Here is a 17281-nt window from a genome sequence, read left to right as displayed (position 1 = left end):
CCCCATGTCGGACAAAGACCCGTTGGCACAAGAGTTTGTACAGTTTGCTGTGGCATGTGGCGTGCTGCGATTCGGCGAATTCAAGACCAAAGCCGGTCGCATGAGCCCCTACTTTTTCAATGCTGGCCTGTTTGACGATGGCGCCAAACTGGGGCAGCTCGCGGGATTTTATGCGGAGCGCTTGATCGAAAGCGGCATCGAGTTTAACATGGTGTTCGGGCCTGCCTACAAGGGTATTCCGCTGGGCGCTGCTGTTGCGATTGAGCTGGCTCGCCGGGGTCGCAACGTGCCTTTTGCCTACAACCGCAAAGAGGCCAAAGACCATGGTGAGGGCGGCACATTGGTCGGAGCTCCCCTGAAAGGTCGCGTATTGATTGTGGATGACGTCATGTCTGCCGGGACCGCAGCGCGCGAGTCGATCGCCATCATTCAAGCCGCCGGTGCGATTCCACATGCCGTATGCATTGCACTGGACCGGCAGGAGATGGCAACGGAGAACGGCAAAGATGTGCCATACAGTGCTGTGCAATACGTGCGTGGTCAGCTGGGCTTGAACGTCTGCGCAATTGCGAAGCTGGGCGATTTGATGCAGTATTTGCAAGAGACCGATGGGTCCGCAGCAGACGCCGAGCGTGTACTGGCTTACCGTCAGCGTTACGGTGTCGATGAAAGTGAATAAATGAAGCAGTCCGCCTTGGTGGCAACGATGGTGTGGGGAGGGCTTTGCCTGGGTGTCGTGCCCACGGCGAGCGCCCAGAGTTCAGCGCCTGCTGCCGGGGGCATCTACACCTGTGTGGATGCAAAGGGCCGCAAGCTCACCGCTGATCGACCGATTCAAGAATGTATTGATCGCGAGCAAAGGATCTTGAACCCCAGCGGAACCACCCGCGCCAAGGTCGGCCCCAGTTTGACTTCCAAAGAACGGGCGGAACTGGAGGCGCGCGAGAAGCGCGAACAAGAGGACCGCAACCGGATCGCCGAAGAAAAGCGCCGGGACCGTGCCCTATTGGTGCGCTACCCGAGCAAAGTTGTGCACGACCAGGAACGATCAGATGCACTGGCCCAAATTGCGGTGGTCGTGAAGGCTGCCACCAACCGCGTGGATGAGCTCGCCAAGCAGCGCCTCGCCATTGATGCGGAGATGGAGTTCTACAAAAAGGACCCCAACAAAGCACCTGCATACCTGCGTCGGCAGCTCGAAGAAAACGAGCAGAGCAAAGCGGTGCAAGAGCGGTTTATCAGCGAGCAGGACGCTGAGGCCAAACGCGTCAATGCCCGCTTTGACGATGAACTGGTTCGGCTGCGACAGCTCTGGGCCGCCGCAGCCGCTGCCAACCGGTAAGGGTTAGTCCGCGAGTTTGCTGCGCAGCAGGTCGTTGACCTGTTGCGGGTTCGCCTTGCCTTTGCTGGCCTTCATGATCTGACCCACCAAGCCGTTCAGGGCTTTCTCGTTACCTGCCTTGAATTCGGCCACGTTCTTGGCGTTGGCTTCAATTACTTGAACGACGATCGCTTCCAACGCGCCGGTGTCGTTCATTTGCTTGAGATCGCGGTCAATGATGATCTTCTCAACAAATCCCGCCAGATCACTGATGTCGTTATGGCGTTCGGTGCAGAGTGCTTGGAACGCAGTCTTCGCGCCACCACCGTTGATCTCTCCGGACGCAATACGCTTCACGATTTCGCCAACCGCAATCGGATTTGGTACCTCTGGATCGTCGATGGAAATGCCTTGCTTGTTTGTAAATGCTGACACCTCACCCAATACCCAGTTGGCTGCTAACTTAGGTTGCCCGCTGGTCTTTGCCGTGGATTCAAAATACTTTGCGATGGATTGGCTTTGCGTGAGCTGCGTCGCGTCGTACTCACTCAGACCGTAATCCGCTTGGAAACGCGCGGCCATATTACGAGGCAATTCGGCCATTTGCCCGCGAACTGTCTCGATCCACTGCTCTGAAATACATAGCGGCGGTAGGTCCGGGTCCGGAAAATAGCGGTAGTCGGCTGCGTCTTCCTTGGTGCGCATGGCGCGGGTTTCGCCGGTGTCAGGGTTGAAAAGCACGGTGGCTTGCTGGATTTCCAACCCGTCTTCGATCTGCTCGATCTGCCAGCGCACCTCGTAGTCGATGGCCTGCTGCATGAACTTGAAACTGTTCAGGTTCTTGATCTCACGGCGCGTGCCGAGGGGCTGGCCCGGTTTGCGGACCGATACGTTGGCGTCGCAGCGGAAGGAGCCTTCTTGCATGTTGCCGTCGCAGATGCCGATCCAAGTCACGATCTTGTGCAGTTCTTTGGCGTAGGCCACGGCTTCGGCGCTGGAGCGCATGTCGGGCTCCGTCACGATCTCCAGCAGGGGTGTGCCCGCGCGGTTCAGGTCAATACCGCTTTGCCCGATGAAGTCTTCGTGCAAAGACTTGCCCGCATCTTCTTCGAGGTGCGCGCGCACCAAGCGCACGGTTTTCTTTTCCCGTATCAAGTCGGCGCCTTTGCCTGTCTCGAGAAAGAATTCCACCGCGCCGCCTTGCACCACCGGAATCTCAAACTGGCTGATTTGGTAGCCCTTGGGCAGATCCGGGTAGAAGTAATTCTTGCGGGCAAAAACGCTGCGTGGCGCAATGTGGGAGCCGATCGCGAGTCCGAACTGGATGGCGCGTTCTACCGCGCCCTTGTTCATTACCGGCAGGGTGCCCGGCAAGGCCAGGTCCACCGCGCAGGCCTGGGTGTTGGGCTCAGCGCCAAAGGCGATACTAGCGCGGGAAAAGATCTTCGACAGGGTCGAGAGCTGGGCGTGGGTCTCAAAGCCAATGATGACCTCGTAGCCGTGCACCAGCGGACCGGTGGGGCGGCCCTGTTGTTGTGCTTCGAATGTGTTCACGGTCTCACTCATATTCAGAATCCTGCAGGCTTGGCCAAGTGGTAGTCAGTCGCTTGTTGGAAGCGGTGCGCAGCGTTGAGCAGGCGAGCTTCGTCAAGGTAGTTGCCCAGCAACTGCATGCCGATGGGCAAGCCCTTGTCCGCCTCCGCTTTGGCAAAGCCGACAGGAATGCTCATGCCCGGCAGACCGGCCAAAGAGCCGGACAGGGTGAAGATGTCAGCCAGGTAGTTGGCAACCGGGTCATCCGATTTTTCGCCGATCTTCCATGCCACCGTAGGCGCTACGGGGCCGGCAATGACATCGCACTCCTTGAAGGCATTCTGGAAATCGTCCGCAATCATGCGGCGGATTTTTTGGGCCTGCAGGTAATAGGCGTCGTAGTAGCCATGGCTCAGCACATAGGTGCCGATCATGATCCGGCGCTTGACTTCGTCGCCAAAGCCTTCGGCGCGGGTCTTTTTGTACATGTCGGCCAGGTCGCCGTAGTCTTTGGCGCGGTGTCCGAACTTCACGCCGTCGAAGCGGCTCAGGTTGCTCGACGCTTCAGCCGGCGCAATGATGTAGTACACCGGGATGGAGAGCTCGGTGCGTGGCAACGCAATCGGCACCAGTTTTGCGCCGAGTTGTTCGTATTGCTTGAGCGCTGCATCGACCGATGCACGCACATCGTCGGACAAACCTTCGCCGAAAAACTCTTTCGGCACGCCGATGCGCAGGCCTTCAATGCTGTCGTTCAGCTTGCGCGAGAAATTCTCGGCAGGTGTGTCGAGCGATGTGGAGTCGCGGTCCGGGTCCGGGCCGCACATGGCTGACAAAAGCAATGCGCAGTCTTCTGCGCTGCGGGCCATGGGCCGGCTTGGTCCAGACTGGATGCAAACGCCACCATGCCGTAGCGCGAAGCGCGGCCGTAGGTCGGCTTGATACCGGTGATGCCGCAAAACGCGGCCGGTTGGCGGATCGAGCCGCCGGTGTCGGTGCCGGTCGCAGCAGGTGCCAAGCGGGCGGCTACCACGGCTGCGCTGCCGCCGGAGGAGCCACCAGGAATGCGGGTGGTATCCCACGGGTTGAGCACCGGTTCTACGGTGTCGCTGCCTACGGGCGCAACCGCCGTGTTTTCGTTGCTGGAGCCCATGGCGAACTCGTCGCAGTTCACTTTGCCCAAGGTAACCGCGCCTGCGTCTGCCAGTTTGCTCACCACGGTGGCATCAAAAGGCGAGCGGTAGCCCCTGAGCATGCGGGAGCCGGCGGTGGTGGCGAAATCACGGGTCACAAAAATGTCTTTGTGCGCCAGCGGCAAGCCATCCAAGGGGAGCGCCTTGCCTGCCGCAATGCGGGCGTCCGACGCGCGGGCCTGGGTCAAGGTGGCTTCGGGGTTGCTATCGACATAGACGCCGAGCGCGCTGTGGGCTTGGCCCCGGTCCAGAAAATGCTGGGCGAGTTCGGTGGCAGACACTTGTTTGTCTGCAAGCGCGGTCACCAGTTCCTGAACACTCAGGTCATGCGGCGTGCGGGTGGAGAGGGGATTCGTCATAAATTTACGTAGCTTTACTCAATAACCTTGGGCACCAAAAAGAGCCCGCGCTCCACGGCGGGCGCGCTGCGTTGGTTGGCTTCGCGTTGGTTTGTCTCTGTGGCAAGGTCGTCCCGCAAGCGCAGGGTGATGTCTTGAATGGTCGCCACCGGGTGTGCCAAGGGCTGGATGCCCGTCGTGTCGACTGCGCGCATGGTCTCCACGATTCCAAAAAAACCGTTCAATTGGGTCAGCATGCGCTCACTTTCCTCCGGTTGGAGTTCGAGGCGCGCTAGATTGGCAATACGAGCGATGTCGGCAGATGTCAAGGACATGGGTGTAGAAGGGTTGAAACCGGCGGTAAATCGTGTGAAACCACGCTTTCCGTCCGGAGTTATTCACAGGGGATGGGTTATTATCCTGCCTTTGGCCAGAGGCTCGGAAACCCGCGGTCTTTGACGCCAAACTTACGAATTTAAATTGTTAAAACCGGTGGTGTTGCGCCGAAGCGCGCGGCACGCTTGAGAGGAAATGTAATGTTTGGAGCTTTCCGTCAGTATTTTTCTACTGACTTGGCGATTGACCTTGGCACTGCCAACACCCTGATTTACGTGCGAGACAAAGGCATTGTGCTCGACGAGCCCTCCGTGGTCGCGATTCGCCACGAAGGCGGTCCGCAAGGCAAGAAGACGATCCAGGCCGTAGGCCGCGAAGCCAAAGCCATGTTGGGCAAAGTGCCCGGCAACATCGAGGCGATCCGCCCGATGAAGGACGGCGTGATTGCCGACTTCACCGTGACTGAGCAGATGCTCAAGCAGTTCATCAAGATGGTCCACCCCCGCGGCGTGTTCAAACCCAGCCCCCGCATCATCATTTGCGTGCCTTGCGGCTCCACCCAAGTGGAACGTCGTGCCATCCGCGAATCTGCGCTGGGCGCAGGTGCCAGCGACGTATACCTGATCGAAGAACCCATGGCAGCCGCCATCGGTGCCGGTTTGCCAGTGGCTGAAGCCAGTGGCTCCATGGTGGTGGACATCGGCGGCGGTACTACCGAAGTCGGCGTGATCTCTTTGGGCGGCATGGTCTACAAGGGCTCTGTCCGCGTCGGTGGCGACAAGTTTGACGAAGCCATCATCAACTACATCCGCCGCAACTACGGCATGCTGATCGGTGAGCCCACCGCTGAAGCCATCAAGAAGCAAATCGGTTCTGCATTCCCAGGCTCTGAAGTCAAGGAAATGGAAGTCCGTGGTCGCAACTTGTCGGAAGGTGTGCCGCGCAGCTTCACGATCTCTTCCAACGAAATCCTGGAAGCCTTGACCGACCCGTTGAACAACATCGTGTCGGCCGTCAAGAATGCTTTGGAGCAAACCCCGCCTGAGTTGGGTGCAGACATTGCGGACCGCGGCATGATGCTGACCGGTGGTGGCGCCTTGTTGCGCGACCTGGACCGTTTGTTGGCCGAGGAAACCGGCTTGCCGGTGTTGGTGGCTGAAGATCCGCTGACCTGCGTGGTCCGCGGTTGTGGCATCGCGTTGGAACAGATGGAGCGCTTGGGTTCCATTTTCACCAGCGAATAATCTCCACTCATTCCGGGCACAGCGATGCCACTCGGTACGCTGGACAGAGATCCTCCCCCTTCTTCCGTCAGGGCCCTTCGGCCCTGACCAAGCTGGCTGTCTGCAGCGCATTTGCGCTGTTGTTGATGGTGTCAGATGCTCGCTTTAAAGTGATGCAACCTCTGCGCACGGCACTTGCAGCCGTGCTCTATCCGGTGCAATGGCTGGCTTTGCAGCCTTTGGCCGCTGCAGGGCAGCTGTCGGGGTATTTCTCGACGCTCGCCACCGCAGAAACCGTGCAGGAAGAAGCGCGGCGCAAATTGAGTACCCAGTCACTGCGCGCCAATCAGGTCGATCAGCTCGAGTTGGAAAATCAGCGTTTGCGCAAGCTGCTGGATCTTTCGGCACGCCTTGACACCAATTTCCGTGCTGCCCAGGTTATCTACGACGCTGCCGACCCCTATACCCGCAAAGTGATCATCGACCGGGGGCAACTGCACCGGGTCGCCTTGGGTTCTCCGGTGCTGGACGAGTCGGGTGTCATCGGGCAAGTGACCCGTGTGTATCCGCTCACGAGTGAAGTGACCTTGATTACCGACCGGGACCACGCGATTCCGGTACTGAATGCCCGCACCGGAGCGCGCGGAGTGGCATTCGGTGATACCTCCTCCTATGCGGATGCTTTGGAGTTGCGCTACATGGCGGCCAACGCGGATGTGGCGGTGGGTGACTTATTGACCACCAGCGGTGTCGATGGCATTTACCCGCCCGGCCTGCCTGTGGCCCGGGTGGAAAAAGTGGAGCGTAAAGTGGATGCGGTATTCGCGCGCATTTACTGTGTGCCGCTAGGGCTGGTGTCCGGAGCCGGGCATGTGATCGTTCTTGATCCACTGGGCGACAAAATACCGGCGCGCCCGCAGCCCGAGCCTTTAGCTGTCGCCCCGAAAGCCAAAGGGGCTAAGCCATGATCATGCGACCCGGGCAGCAATTGCTGTTGCCGGCCAAACCCTTGTTCATATGGGGAAGCCTGCTGAGCGCTTTGTTGCTGAACATGCTGTTCAACATGGGGTGGTGGGGACGCTCCGCCTGGACGCCTGACATGCTGGCGCTCGTGCTGGTGTTTTGGACAGTACACCAGCCCCTTCGCGTGGGCATTGGTGCCGCCTTTTTCATGGGCTTGTTGATGGACGTCCATCAAGGTGCGCTGCTGGGGCAACACGCCATGTCGTACACGGTGTTGAGCTTTCTGGCGATTGCGGTGCATCGGCGCTTGCTCTGGTTTTCGGTTCCTTCGCAAGCTGCCCAGGTGTTCCCTTTGTTTGCGGCTGCGCATGGGTTGGAATTGTTTTTGCGCATGGCTGGTGGCGGTGCCTTCCCCGGCTGGCTATTGATGCTGGCGCCTTTTTTGGAGGCTGCGCTGTGGCCGGTTGCGAGTATCGTGCTGCTTGCGCCGCAGCGGCGTGCGCCGGACCCTGATGCCAACCGACCCCTGTAAGGTGCGCTCTGATGACTGAGTTGCGCAATGTACAAGCCGACCTGGCCCGCTTTCGCACCCGCATTTTTGCGGTCAGCGTGCTGGTCTTGTTGTGCTTCGTTTTGCTTTTTGCGCGCCTGGTCTATCTCCAGATATTCCGCCATGACGACTTGCGGGCCCAAGCGGAGAGCAACCGCACCTCCATCGTTCCGATCGTGCCCAATCGCGGCCTGATCATGGACCGCAACGGGGTGGTACTGGCCAGCAACTATTCGGCCTACACCCTCGAAATAACTCCCTCTAAAAGCGGCGGCGTCGAATCCACCTTGGACGAGCTTGCACAAGTGGTCGACATCACGCCGCGGGACCGGCGGCGTTTCAAAAAGCTGATGGAGGAGTCCAAGAGCTTTGAGTCCTTGCCCATTCGCACTCGGCTGACCGATGCCGAAGTCGCCCGGTTTGCAGCTCAACGCTTTCGCTTTCCCGGTGTAGAGATCAAGGCGCGCCTGTTCCGCAACTACCCCTATGGCGAGTTGGCGAGCCATGTTATTGGCTACATCGGTCGCATCAACCGGGCGGAAAAAGAACGGATCGACGACAGCGAAGACCAGGCCAATTACCGGGGCACCGAGTACATCGGCAAGCTCGGGGTAGAGCAGAGCTTCGAGTCCGTGTTGCACGGCACCACCGGCGTGGAGCGCATCGAAACCTCGGCTGGGGGCCGGGCGGTGCGCAAGCTCGCCAGCAATCCGTCAACGCCGGGCAACGTGGTGATGCTGTCCATCGACATCAAGCTTCAAAAGCTGATCGAAGACATGTTTGGCAGCCGTCGCGGTGCCTTGGTGGCCTTAGACCCCAAGACGGGCGAAGTGCTGGCCTTTGTCAGCAAGCCGACCTTTGATTCCAATTTGTTTGTAGAGGGCATTGACCAGGAGAACTGGCAGATGCTCAACGAGTCCATCGACAAACCACTGCTCAACCGGGCCTTGCGAGGCACCTATCCGCCGGGGTCGACGTACAAACCCTTCATGGCCTTGGCCGCTCTGGAAACCGGCACGCGCACGCCCCAAACCCTGATCAACGATACCGGGACCTACATTTTTGGCGGCAACCGCTTCGGCAGTCCTGCCAACGAAAAGGGCGGCATCATGGATATGCGCCGCGCGATCGTGGAGTCGAGCAACGTGTACTTTTACTCGTTGGCTAATGAGCTCGGTGTAGACACCATGCACGACTTCATGGCGCCCTTGGGTTTCGGGCAGTTGACCGGTATCGATGTGAACGGCGAGGTTCGTGGTGTACTGCCTAGTCAAGCGTGGAAACGCAAGTACTACAAACGGCCAGAGCACCAAAAATGGTATGCCGGGGAAACCATCTCTCTGGGCATCGGGCAAGGGTACAACAGCTTCACCATGCTGCAGGTGGCACAGGCGGTGGCAGTGATTGCCAACAACGGCGTCAAGCACAAACCCCAACTCGTGATTGCGACACAAGATGCCACGACCCGGGTGCGCACCCCGGTAACACCTGAGCCCCCGATTGATTTGGGCTACAAGCCGGAGAATTTGAAGGTGATCCGTGACGCCATGGTCGGCGTGACCCAAGGGGGCACGGGCACACGTGTGTTTGCCGGGGCTGGTTATGTCAGTGGCGGTAAAACCGGGACAGCACAGGCGGTGAGCCTGGGAAAAAACCAGAAATACAACGCCTCCACCATGGAGGAGCATCAGCGCGACCACTCGTTGTATGTGGCGTTTGCGCCAGCCGATGACCCGAAGATCGCTCTGGCGGTGATTGTCGAGAACGCCGGCTTCGGAGCCGCTTCAGCAGCGCCTATTGCCCGGCGTACCTTTGACTACTGGCTCTTAGGCCAATACCCCAGCGAGGAAGACTTGGCCGCGGTCAGCCAAGGTAAAGCCACCGCCCCGCTCGGGAAGCCGCGTGTGGCGGCCGACTTGCCCTGGCCAACGGCCCGCTAAAGCGGGCTAGAGGCCTCGCAAAAAGGCGTCGTAGGCAGTTTTCAGGATCAGTGCGGAAACCACCGCAATAAACACCGAGCGCACAAAGCCGGTACCGTGCTTGAGCGCAAGGTGGGTGCCGGCCAGGCTACCCGCCACATTGGCCAAGGCCATGAACACCACGTAGTGCCACCAGACATGGCCGGTAAAGCTGAACAACAGCAAAGCGGCCGCGTTAGAGGCGGTGTTCAGCAATTTGGCGCCCGCCGAGGCGTGCAAAAAATCGTACCCCAAGAGCCGCACCAGCAAAAACACAAAGAAACTGCCGGTGCCGGGGCCAAAGAATCCGTCATAAAAGCCAATGATGCCCCCGACACAGCAGGCGACCAGCACCTCATGCCTGCCGCTGAAACGCGGCGCATGGTGCCGGCCCAATTCTTTTTTGGCGAGTGTGTAGCCGAGTACCAGCACCAAGATGAACGGGAGCGCCTTGCGCAGGTATTCGGGGGAGACTTGGGTCACCACCCATGCGCCCGTCAGCGCGGCAGAAAAGCAAACCGCGGTGGCCGGCAGTAGAGCCTTCCAAGGCAAAGACACCTTGCGGTTGTATTGAACCGCGGCAAATGCTGTGCCTGCCACTGCTGCGCCTTTGTTGGTACCGAACAAGGTAGCCGGCGCCGTGTGCGGAAACAGGGCAAACAGGGCGGGTGTGAGGATGAGTCCGCCGCCACCCACGATCGAATCAATAAACCCGGCCAGACCGGATGCGAGCGACGCAATAAGCAATTCCATGCGGGTGATTGTCGCATTCGCAGATGGGTGACTGTTGCTATAAAAATAATAGCAGTATGCGCAGACTCCACCAAAGCCAGGGCCTGATTGAAGTGCACATAAAAAAGCACCGGGGTTGCCGGTGCTTTTGTGAGGCTGCATCGCTATGTGCAGGATTATTGGATGTGTTCTTAGCCGTCTCCTCGGCGTCGTTTCATGCCCGGCCTTGTGGGCCTCGCAGTTGCTGTTCGGTTCAGCGTTGGCATGAAATGTAGCTGCCACTGCGGGGTCACGGCATCAGGACAAACCCTTCATTCGCGCAAAGCGGCATCTTCCGCAATCCACTGCGCTGCCTTCTCGGCAATCATTAAGGTGGGCGAGTTGGTGTTGCCACTCGTGATCAGCGGCATCACACCGGCATCCACCACGCGCAAGCCGGCCACACCGCGCACTTTCAGGCGGCTATCGACCACGGCCATCGGGTCCTGGTCAGGTCCGTCGATCCGGCCCATTTTGGTGGTGCCCACGGGGTGGAAGATGGTGGTGGCAATGTCACCGGCGAGCTGGGCCAATTCGGCATCGCTCTGGAATTGCACGCCCGGTTTGTATTCCTCCGGCTCAAATTTTTGCAACGCAGGTTGCGCCACGATGCGGCGTGTGACCCGCAAAGAGTCCGCCGCGACTTTGCGGTCTTCGTCGGTACTGAGGTAGTTCGGGGCAATGCGCGGCGCCGCATTGAAGTCTGGTGACTGGATCTGTACCGTCCCCCGGCTGGTGGGGTTCAGGTTGCACACACTGGCGGTGAACGCATTGAAGGTGTGCAGGGGTTCGCCGAAAGCCTCCAGGCTCAAGGGTTGCACGTGGTACTGGATGTTGGGGTACTTTTGATCGGGGCTGCTGCGGGTGAATGCACCCAACTGGCTGGGCGCCATGCTCATGGGGCCGCTGCGCTTGAGGGCGTATTCGAGCCCGATTTTCGCTTTGCCCCACAGGCTGTTGGCTTGGGTGTTGAGCGTGGTCGTGTTTTTGACCTTGAAGACGGCGCGGATCTGCAGGTGGTCTTGCAGGTTGGCACCCACGCCGGGTGTGTCTTGCAGCACCTTGACGCCGTACTGTTGCAAAAGTCCTGCGGGGCCGATGCCGGAGTGTTGGAGTATTTGGGGGGATCCCACCGCACCCGCACACAGCAAGACCTCCGCGCGCGCAGTCGCTGTCACCATTTCGCTGCCGGTCCAGACTTCCACCCCTTTGCAGCGCAGAGGTGTGGCTCCTGAGGCGTCCTCTGCCGCCGGTTCGATCAACAGCCGGGCTACTTGGGCCGAATTCCAGAGCTCGAAATTCGGGCGCCCGTAACACATGGGCCGCAAAAACGCCTTGGCCGTGTTCCAGCGCCAGCCGTCTTTCTGATTGACCTCGAAATAGCCCACGCCTTCGTTATTGCCGCGGTTGAAGTCCTCGGTGGCAGGGACCCCCGCCTGTTGTGCCGCCTGCGCAAATGCATCCAGCACATCCCACCGCAGGCGTTGTTTCTCTACGCGCCACTCCCCGCCCGCGCGGTGGTGCCGCAGTACCTCGCCATACACCGTGGCGTTGTTCTTGATGATCGGTGAGGCCGTCCCTTTGGCGCCATGGAGAGGGGTCGCACCGAGGTGATGGTCTTCATGCAGCTGGAAATAGGGCAGGCTGTTGTCCCAGTTCCAATGGGCGTCGGCCGTGAGTTGGGCCCATTGGTCGTAATCGCGGGCTTGGCCCCGCATATAAATCATGCCGTTGATGCTGCTGCATCCACCCAGGGTCTTACCTCGCGGGTAGCGCAGGCTGCGCCCGTTCAGCCCGGCCTCGGGGGCTGTGTGAAACAGCCAATCGGTGCGCGGGTTGCCAATGCAGTACAGGTAGCCCACGGGGATGTGGATCCAGTGGTAATCGTCCTTGCGGCCCGCCTCGATCAGCAGCACCCGCTTGGAGGCATTGGCACTTAACCGGTTAGCGAGCAGGCAGCCGGCAGTGCCTGCGCCGATGATGATGTAGTCAAAAGTAGTGTCGTTGTTCATAGCAGCAAAAAGCACGCTGCCGCAACGGCAGTCGGGAGAAGGGCGCCGAGCAGCAAGCCGCCGGCACCGATGGATTGGTCTTCAAAACCGTGGCGCAGCAGCGCAACGCCCGCCGGGTTGGGGGCGTTGGCGATCACCGTCAGCCCCCCGCCCGCAACGGCACCGGCCACCAGCATGTACTGCGAGGCGGGTGAAATACCCTGAATCAACGAGCCCAAGTAGGTCAGCGCCGCATTGTCGGTAAAAGCCGTCAGCACCAAGGCCCCGAAAAACAGCGCCGTGGGCTCGAGGCCGGACACGATCGGTTGCAGCCACCACTGCTGCATGCCCCCCAAAACCACCAGGCCCGCCAAAAAGAAGCCGACCAGCAAACCCTCCTTGAGGATCAAGGGCGACTGGAATCGCGCGTAGGCCTGGGTGTAGCCCAGAAAGAACAAAAACAAGCCCAGAAACAGCACCGGATGGTGCGCAAGAACCACCACGCCTGCCAGAAACGCGAGGTGCACCAGGCTCACTACGGCGGGCACTGGCACTTCCCCTGGTCTGTCGGTGTGGGCGGGCGTAGCCGGCAAATGCCGCCGCAAGACCCAGGTCATGGCACTCGCGTTCACCAGCACGGCGATGGTGGCTTTCCAGCCGAATTGAGTGGCCATGAAGGCGGTGTCCCAGTTCCAAGTGGCGGCCACCATCAGCACCGGCGGCGCGGCATATGAGGTGAGCGTGCCGCCGATGGAAATATTGACAAACAGCACGCCCAGCGCCGCATATTTCAGCCGCTCAGGCATCTCGGCGCGGAAGATCTGCGGCGCGAGCATCAGGGCCGCCAGTGTCATGGCGGCAGGCTCTGTGATCAGGGAGCCCAGAAGCGGCACTGCAGCCAAACCCAGCCAGGCCAACACCAAGGAAGATGGCAACGGCACGATCCGGCTGATGCCATTCAGGGCCGCGCGCACAGCCTCCAGCACCGGGCGTGAAGCGGCCACCACCATCACTACGCACACAAACAGCGGCTCGGTGTAGTGGCGAGATTCGGCATAGGCGATGGCCTCGCTGCCACCGGCGATCAGGGCTATCGCAGCAACCAGCACAAAAGCCCAGAAGCCGAACACCACTTCCACCTCGCCCAGCAGATGAAACAAACCGGCATGCGCCGGATGGCGGTGGGCCAGCGACTCCAGGTACTTGGCGCAAAAAGTGTGGATGAGTGCAATGCCGAACAGCACGGCGCCCACCATATTCAGCAGGCTTGCCGTATCTAGCGAGCCACTCATGTGCCTGTCCAGAGCGGCTTGCGCTTTTCCTGAAAGGCTTTTTGGCCCTCGCGGGCGTCATCGGTGAGGGTAAAGAGCGCGATCTGGCTCTCGGTGAACGCCATGGACTCCTCGAACGCCATGGTCTCCACCGATTTCATGGTGTACAGGCCCCGGCGAATGGCAGCAGGGGACTTGTCCAATATCCGGTCCAGCAGCCATTGCAATTTGGCATCCACATCGTCGTCCACATGGTTGACCAGCCCATAGGCCAGTCCCTGTGCGCTCGTAATCGGCTCGCCGGTGATACACATCTCGGCAAGCACCCGGCGCGGCACCAAGTGCTGCAGCACCGTGAGTACCTGCGCCGGAAACACGCCGACTTTGACTTCCGGCAGGCCGAAGGTGGCGTGGCTCGCCGCCACGGCCATGTCGCACATGGACAGCAGGCCCATGCCACCGGCCAGACAAAAGCCGTTGACCCGCGCGATCAGCGGAATATGGCTGGCGCGGGCCGCGCGCAAGAGCTGGGCCAGGTGGGCGTGGGGTTGCGAATAGTCGCCGGTAAAGACTTTGGATGCCTGCAAGTCAGCGCCCGAGCAAAACGCCTTAGGGCCTGCACCGGTGATCACAATCGCGCGGATGTCCGGTTGGTGCTGGGCCGCGCGAATCGCATCGGCCATGCCTGCAATCACGCCGTGGCTCATGGCATTGCGGCGCTCTTCGCGCTGGATGGTGAGCCACAGCACAGCGCCGCGTTGTTCGATTCCCAGTTCTTCGGTCGGGCCTACGTTTTCTTGCATGGTCGGTTTGTCTCCTGTCGATATTTTGCTTGCAATTGTGAGCAGTTACCATGCGCACCTTAGCCACTCACAGTACCAGACCCGTGGAGGACACCCAGCCCGCACTCAGCATCACCCAGGACCCCGAAGGTCTGCGGGTCACTCTGCGCGGGACATGGACGGCCGATGCGCTCTCCGCGCCTGCCGTCTGGCTTGGTATCGAGGCCCAATGGCGCACCGTTGCGGCGGCGGTCAAGGCCGCTCCGGCTGTGGTGTGGGACGCGCAGCCGGTGCTGCGCATGGACCATACCGGTGCCCAGGCGCTCTGGAACTTCTGGAGCCGCCACTGGCCGGAGCAACTGCTGGCCGAGCCTATCCACAAAGCCCTGCTGGAACGGGTGGCGCGCTTTTCGGTGCCACCGCCTCCCGCCGACCCTATGGACTGGCATGTGTTGCTGACGGCCTTGGGCCGCAAACTCGCCGGTGTGCAGTCACACCTGATCGGGCTGCTGCGCATGACGGGGCAGTTGCTGTTGGACTGCGTGCAACTCGCCCGCCACCCCCTGCAGGGCCCGTGGCGGGATGTGTCGGGGCATCTTTACCGCATCGGGGCCACTGCGCTGCCGATAACCGCGCTCGTGGGCTTTTTGATCGGTGTGGTGTTGGCGTACCTGATGTCCAAGCAGCTGCGCCAATACGGTGCGGACAGCTTCATCGTCAATATTCTCGGTATGTCACTGATACGCGAGCTCGGGCCTGTGCTGGCTGCGATTCTGGTAGCCGGGCGTTCGGGCTCGGCGATCACGGCGCAAATCGGCGTCATGCGGGTGACGGAAGAGCTCGACGCCATGCGCGTCATGGGCATACCCAAGGGGTTCCGGCTCGTGATGCCTCGCACCTTGGCCATGGCGGTGGCCATGCCCTTGGTCGCAGTGTGGACCACGCTGGCGGCCTTGCTGGGCGGCATGCTGGCCGCAGACCTGAGCATGGGTCTCACACCGGCTTACTTTGTGTCGGCCTTGCCCAAAACCGTAGAGATTGCCAACCTGTGGCTGGCCCTGGGCAAGTCCTGTGTGTTTGGCGTCTTGATTGCGCTGATCGCCTGCCACCACGGCCTTCGGGTCAAGCCGGACACCCAGAGTCTGGGCGAGGGTACCACCGCGTCGGTGGTGAGCTCCATCACTATGGTGATTCTGGTGGATGCGCTTTTTGCGGTCGTCTTTAAATCGGTGGGCCTATGAGCGACGCTGCCAAGGCCATGGTGCAGATCGACAAGCTGTGGTCCGTGTTCAAGACCGCCGGTACCGCCACCGTGATCCACCAAGACCTCGACCTCACGGTCGCGCACGGGGAGCTGCTTTCGATTGTGGGCGGCTCCGGCAGCGGCAAAACCGTCTTGCTGCGCCAGATGCTCGGGCTGGAAACACCGACCCGCGGCACCGTGACCGTGCAAGGGCGGCCTGCTGCAGAGCTGGGGCGCGCTGGAGCGTCCAGCCGGGTGGGCATGTTGTTTCAGCACGGGGCTTTGTTTTCCGCATTCACGGTGCTGGAGAACATTGCGTTTCCGCTGCGCGAGCGCGGCACCCTGCCGCCCGCCTTGGTGCGCGATGTGGCCATGGTCAAGTTGCAGATGGTGGGGCTGGACCCCAAGCACGCCCACAAAATGCCGTCGGACTTGTCCGGCGGCATGATCAAGCGGGTGGCACTGGCGCGCGCACTCGCCATGGACCCGCCCTTGCTGCTGCTGGACGAGCCCACCGCCGGCCTGGACCCCGATAGCGCCGATGCCTTTTGTGCGCTCTTGCAAAGTCTGCATCGGGAGCTGGACTTGACGGTGGTGATGGTGACCCACGACCTCGATACCATTTTCGAACTCAGCACCCGGATTGCGGTCGTGGCGGACAAGCGGGTGGTGCTGGATGCGGCACCAGAGGCGGTGGTGGCTTTTGAGCATCCGTTTGTGCAAGACTTTTTCAGGGGTGGGCGAGGGCGCCGTGCGCAAGCGCTCTTGCATTCGCCCTCCAATGCAGGTTAGATCGACAAGGTATGGAAAACAAATCTCACGCCCTGGCTGCCGGGGCCTTTGTGGTGGCGCTGTTGGCATTGCTGACTGCACTGGCAATGTGGCTGACCCGGGACACCACTGAGCAGCGCATGTTCGAGATATCGAGCGCCGAAGGCGTGACCGGACTGCAGCCCCAGGCCGCAGTCCGCTACAAAGGGGTGCTGGTCGGCCGGGTGACCGACATTGCGCTCGACCCCCTGCAGCGGGGCAATGTGTTGTTGCGCATTGCGGTCAATGAGGCCGCCCCGATCACCCGCACTACCTATGCCTCGCTGGGTTTTCAGGGTGTGACCGGCTTGGCCTTTGTGCAGCTCGACGACAAGGACGAAGGCAGCCCCGCGCTGGTGGCCGAGGGCGACGCGGCCCCCCGCATCCCGATGCGGGCCAGCATGGTGTCGCGCTTGTCGGAGCAGGGCGGCAACCTGCTCACCCAGCTCGAGCAAGCCAGCATCCGGATGAACGGCTTGCTGGCCAACGACAACCAGAAGCAATTGATGGGCGCGATCAGCAACCTGAGCGATGCCGCCGCCAACATCAGCGCCCTGACCAAACGGGCAGACCAGGTGTTGGGTGCGGACGGCAACCCGGTGGCAATGAACCTGCCCCACATGGTGGCCCAGGCAGACGCTACCCTGAAGAGTATTCAAATCACCACCGAGCGCCTGGGCGCCAGTGCCGATGCGGTGCGCAACTCGGCCACCGAGTTTCAGCGGACCTCCAAGCGCATGAGCGACCCGGGGGGCACCCTCGACAAAATCGGCCAGAGCACCGATGCGCTGGCGACGACCAGCCGCCAGATCCAGATCCAGTTGCTGCCGCGCCTTCAGCGCACGGTCGAGGACACCGGCCGCACAGCCCGCCAGGTGGGCCGCGCGGTGGAGAGCCTGAATGACAACCCCCAGAGTGTGCTGTTCGGGCGCACTACCGGTTTGCCCGGCCCCGGCGAGCCCGGCTTTGTGGCGCCTGCGCCGGCTACGGCACCATGA

At 60.9% G+C, this 17281-nt stretch carries 15 protein-coding genes and 1 pseudogene; 9 read left to right on the top strand and 7 right to left on the bottom strand.

Translation table 11 applies throughout. From position 1 onward, the window contains the following. The first annotated feature begins 4 nt into the window (after positions 1-4). Together pyrE and RAE19_RS08335 are read left to right on the top strand one after the other, a co-directional pair. A complete protein-coding gene (gene pyrE, locus RAE19_RS08340; protein WP_313874436.1) occupies positions 5-679 on the top strand; it encodes an orotate phosphoribosyltransferase in 675 nt (224 codons plus the stop codon). After that, complete coding sequence (locus RAE19_RS08335; RefSeq protein ID WP_313874435.1) at positions 680-1342, top strand: DUF4124 domain-containing protein; 663 nt, start codon at positions 680-682, stop codon at positions 1340-1342. It begins immediately after the preceding gene. Positions 1343-1345: 3 nt separating this feature from the next. Here RAE19_RS08335 and gatB read toward each other — a convergent pair whose 3' ends face one another. The 3 genes and pseudogenes from gatB to gatC form a co-directional block, all read right to left on the bottom strand. After that, positions 1346-2887 carry an Asp-tRNA(Asn)/Glu-tRNA(Gln) amidotransferase subunit GatB gene (gene gatB / locus RAE19_RS08330; protein WP_313874434.1) on the bottom strand — a complete coding sequence of 514 codons (1542 nt, stop codon included), beginning with the start codon at positions 2885-2887 and terminating at the stop codon, positions 1346-1348. 2 nt (positions 2888-2889) lie between these two features. Next, positions 2890-4406: pseudogene (gene gatA, locus RAE19_RS08325) on the bottom strand (Asp-tRNA(Asn)/Glu-tRNA(Gln) amidotransferase subunit GatA). A gap of 14 nt (positions 4407-4420) precedes the next feature. Further along, positions 4421-4720 carry an Asp-tRNA(Asn)/Glu-tRNA(Gln) amidotransferase subunit GatC gene (gene gatC / locus RAE19_RS08320; RefSeq protein ID WP_313874433.1) on the bottom strand — a complete coding sequence of 100 codons (300 nt, stop codon included), beginning with the start codon at positions 4718-4720 and terminating at the stop codon, positions 4421-4423. A gap of 201 nt (positions 4721-4921) precedes the next feature. On the opposite strand from gatC, the gene RAE19_RS08315 reads away from it, so the two are divergent. The 4 genes from RAE19_RS08315 to mrdA are packed head-to-tail and all read left to right on the top strand — an operon-like array spanning position 4922 to position 9397. After that, positions 4922-5965, top strand: a complete 1044-nt coding sequence (locus RAE19_RS08315; RefSeq protein ID WP_313874432.1) for a rod shape-determining protein — start codon at positions 4922-4924, stop codon at positions 5963-5965. Beyond that, positions 5908-6912, top strand: coding sequence for a rod shape-determining protein MreC (gene mreC / locus RAE19_RS08310; protein ID WP_313874431.1), 1005 nt, complete (start codon positions 5908-5910; stop codon positions 6910-6912). The genes RAE19_RS08315 and mreC overlap by 58 nt, the downstream gene beginning before the upstream one ends. Then, positions 6909-7439, top strand: coding sequence for a rod shape-determining protein MreD (gene mreD / locus RAE19_RS08305; protein WP_313874430.1), 531 nt, complete (start codon positions 6909-6911; stop codon positions 7437-7439). The genes mreC and mreD overlap by 4 nt, the downstream gene beginning before the upstream one ends. Before the next feature lie 11 nt (positions 7440-7450). Next, positions 7451-9397: a penicillin-binding protein 2 gene (gene mrdA, locus RAE19_RS08300; protein ID WP_313874429.1), complete on the top strand. Its 1947-nt coding sequence runs from the start codon at positions 7451-7453 to the stop codon at positions 9395-9397. 6 nt (positions 9398-9403) lie between these two features. Here mrdA and RAE19_RS08295 read toward each other — a convergent pair whose 3' ends face one another. From RAE19_RS08295 to RAE19_RS08280, 4 genes are all read right to left on the bottom strand, one after another. Continuing rightward, positions 9404-10168, bottom strand: a complete 765-nt coding sequence (locus RAE19_RS08295) for a sulfite exporter TauE/SafE family protein (protein ID WP_313874428.1) — start codon at positions 10166-10168, stop codon at positions 9404-9406. Positions 10169-10458: 290 nt separating this feature from the next. Further along, positions 10459-12198: a GMC family oxidoreductase gene (locus RAE19_RS08290; RefSeq protein ID WP_313874427.1), complete on the bottom strand. Its 1740-nt coding sequence runs from the start codon at positions 12196-12198 to the stop codon at positions 10459-10461. Continuing rightward, a complete protein-coding gene (locus RAE19_RS08285) occupies positions 12195-13469 on the bottom strand; it encodes a putative Na+/H+ antiporter (protein ID WP_313874426.1) in 1275 nt (424 codons plus the stop codon). Before RAE19_RS08285 ends, RAE19_RS08290 begins: the two co-directional genes overlap by 4 nt. Beyond that, positions 13466-14251: an enoyl-CoA hydratase/isomerase family protein gene (locus tag RAE19_RS08280; RefSeq protein ID WP_313874425.1), complete on the bottom strand. Its 786-nt coding sequence runs from the start codon at positions 14249-14251 to the stop codon at positions 13466-13468. The genes RAE19_RS08285 and RAE19_RS08280 overlap by 4 nt, the downstream gene beginning before the upstream one ends. Before the next feature lie 83 nt (positions 14252-14334). Between RAE19_RS08280 and RAE19_RS08275 the strand changes: the two genes are divergently transcribed. Genes RAE19_RS08275 through RAE19_RS08265 form a run of 3 tightly spaced genes read left to right on the top strand, consistent with a single transcriptional unit; the run spans position 14335 to position 17281 of the window. Beyond that, on the top strand, positions 14335-15471 hold the full coding sequence (locus RAE19_RS08275; protein WP_313874424.1) for an MlaE family ABC transporter permease: 1137 nt from the start codon (positions 14335-14337) through the stop codon (positions 15469-15471). Next, positions 15468-16265: an ABC transporter ATP-binding protein gene (locus tag RAE19_RS08270; protein ID WP_313874423.1), complete on the top strand. Its 798-nt coding sequence runs from the start codon at positions 15468-15470 to the stop codon at positions 16263-16265. The genes RAE19_RS08275 and RAE19_RS08270 overlap by 4 nt, the downstream gene beginning before the upstream one ends. An 11-nt stretch (positions 16266-16276) precedes the next feature. Beyond that, complete coding sequence (locus RAE19_RS08265) at positions 16277-17281, top strand: MlaD family protein (RefSeq protein ID WP_313874422.1); 1005 nt, start codon at positions 16277-16279, stop codon at positions 17279-17281.

It is taken from the genome of Rhodoferax potami (assembly GCF_032193805.1).
Lineage (GTDB): Bacteria > Pseudomonadota > Gammaproteobacteria > Burkholderiales > Burkholderiaceae_C > Allorhodoferax > Allorhodoferax potami_A.
The sequence above is the reverse complement of the archived record's forward strand: the minus strand, read 5'-3'. Positions and strand labels throughout refer to the sequence as shown.

Excerpts from the sequence above, each read along its gene's own strand:
- pyrE (WP_313874436.1), top strand. The coding sequence starts at position 5 with ATGTCGGACAAAGACCCGTTGGCACAAGAGTTTGTACAGTTTGCTGTG.
- RAE19_RS08335 (WP_313874435.1), top strand. The coding sequence starts at position 680 with ATGAAGCAGTCCGCCTTGGTGGCAACGATGGTGTGGGGAGGGCTTTGC.
- gatB (WP_313874434.1), bottom strand. The coding sequence starts at position 2,887 with ATGAGTGAGACCGTGAACACATTCGAAGCACAACAACAGGGCCGCCCC.
- gatC (WP_313874433.1), bottom strand. The coding sequence starts at position 4,720 with ATGTCCTTGACATCTGCCGACATCGCTCGTATTGCCAATCTAGCGCGC.
- RAE19_RS08315 (WP_313874432.1), top strand. The coding sequence starts at position 4,922 with ATGTTTGGAGCTTTCCGTCAGTATTTTTCTACTGACTTGGCGATTGAC.
- mreD (WP_313874430.1), top strand. The coding sequence starts at position 6,909 with ATGATCATGCGACCCGGGCAGCAATTGCTGTTGCCGGCCAAACCCTTG.
- mrdA (WP_313874429.1), top strand. The coding sequence starts at position 7,451 with ATGACTGAGTTGCGCAATGTACAAGCCGACCTGGCCCGCTTTCGCACC.
- RAE19_RS08295 (WP_313874428.1), bottom strand. The coding sequence starts at position 10,168 with ATGGAATTGCTTATTGCGTCGCTCGCATCCGGTCTGGCCGGGTTTATT.
- RAE19_RS08290 (WP_313874427.1), bottom strand. The coding sequence starts at position 12,198 with ATGAACAACGACACTACTTTTGACTACATCATCATCGGCGCAGGCACT.
- RAE19_RS08285 (WP_313874426.1), bottom strand. The coding sequence starts at position 13,469 with ATGAGTGGCTCGCTAGATACGGCAAGCCTGCTGAATATGGTGGGCGCC.
- RAE19_RS08280 (WP_313874425.1), bottom strand. The coding sequence starts at position 14,251 with ATGCAAGAAAACGTAGGCCCGACCGAAGAACTGGGAATCGAACAACGC.
- RAE19_RS08270 (WP_313874423.1), top strand. The coding sequence starts at position 15,468 with ATGAGCGACGCTGCCAAGGCCATGGTGCAGATCGACAAGCTGTGGTCC.
- RAE19_RS08265 (WP_313874422.1), top strand. The coding sequence starts at position 16,277 with ATGGAAAACAAATCTCACGCCCTGGCTGCCGGGGCCTTTGTGGTGGCG.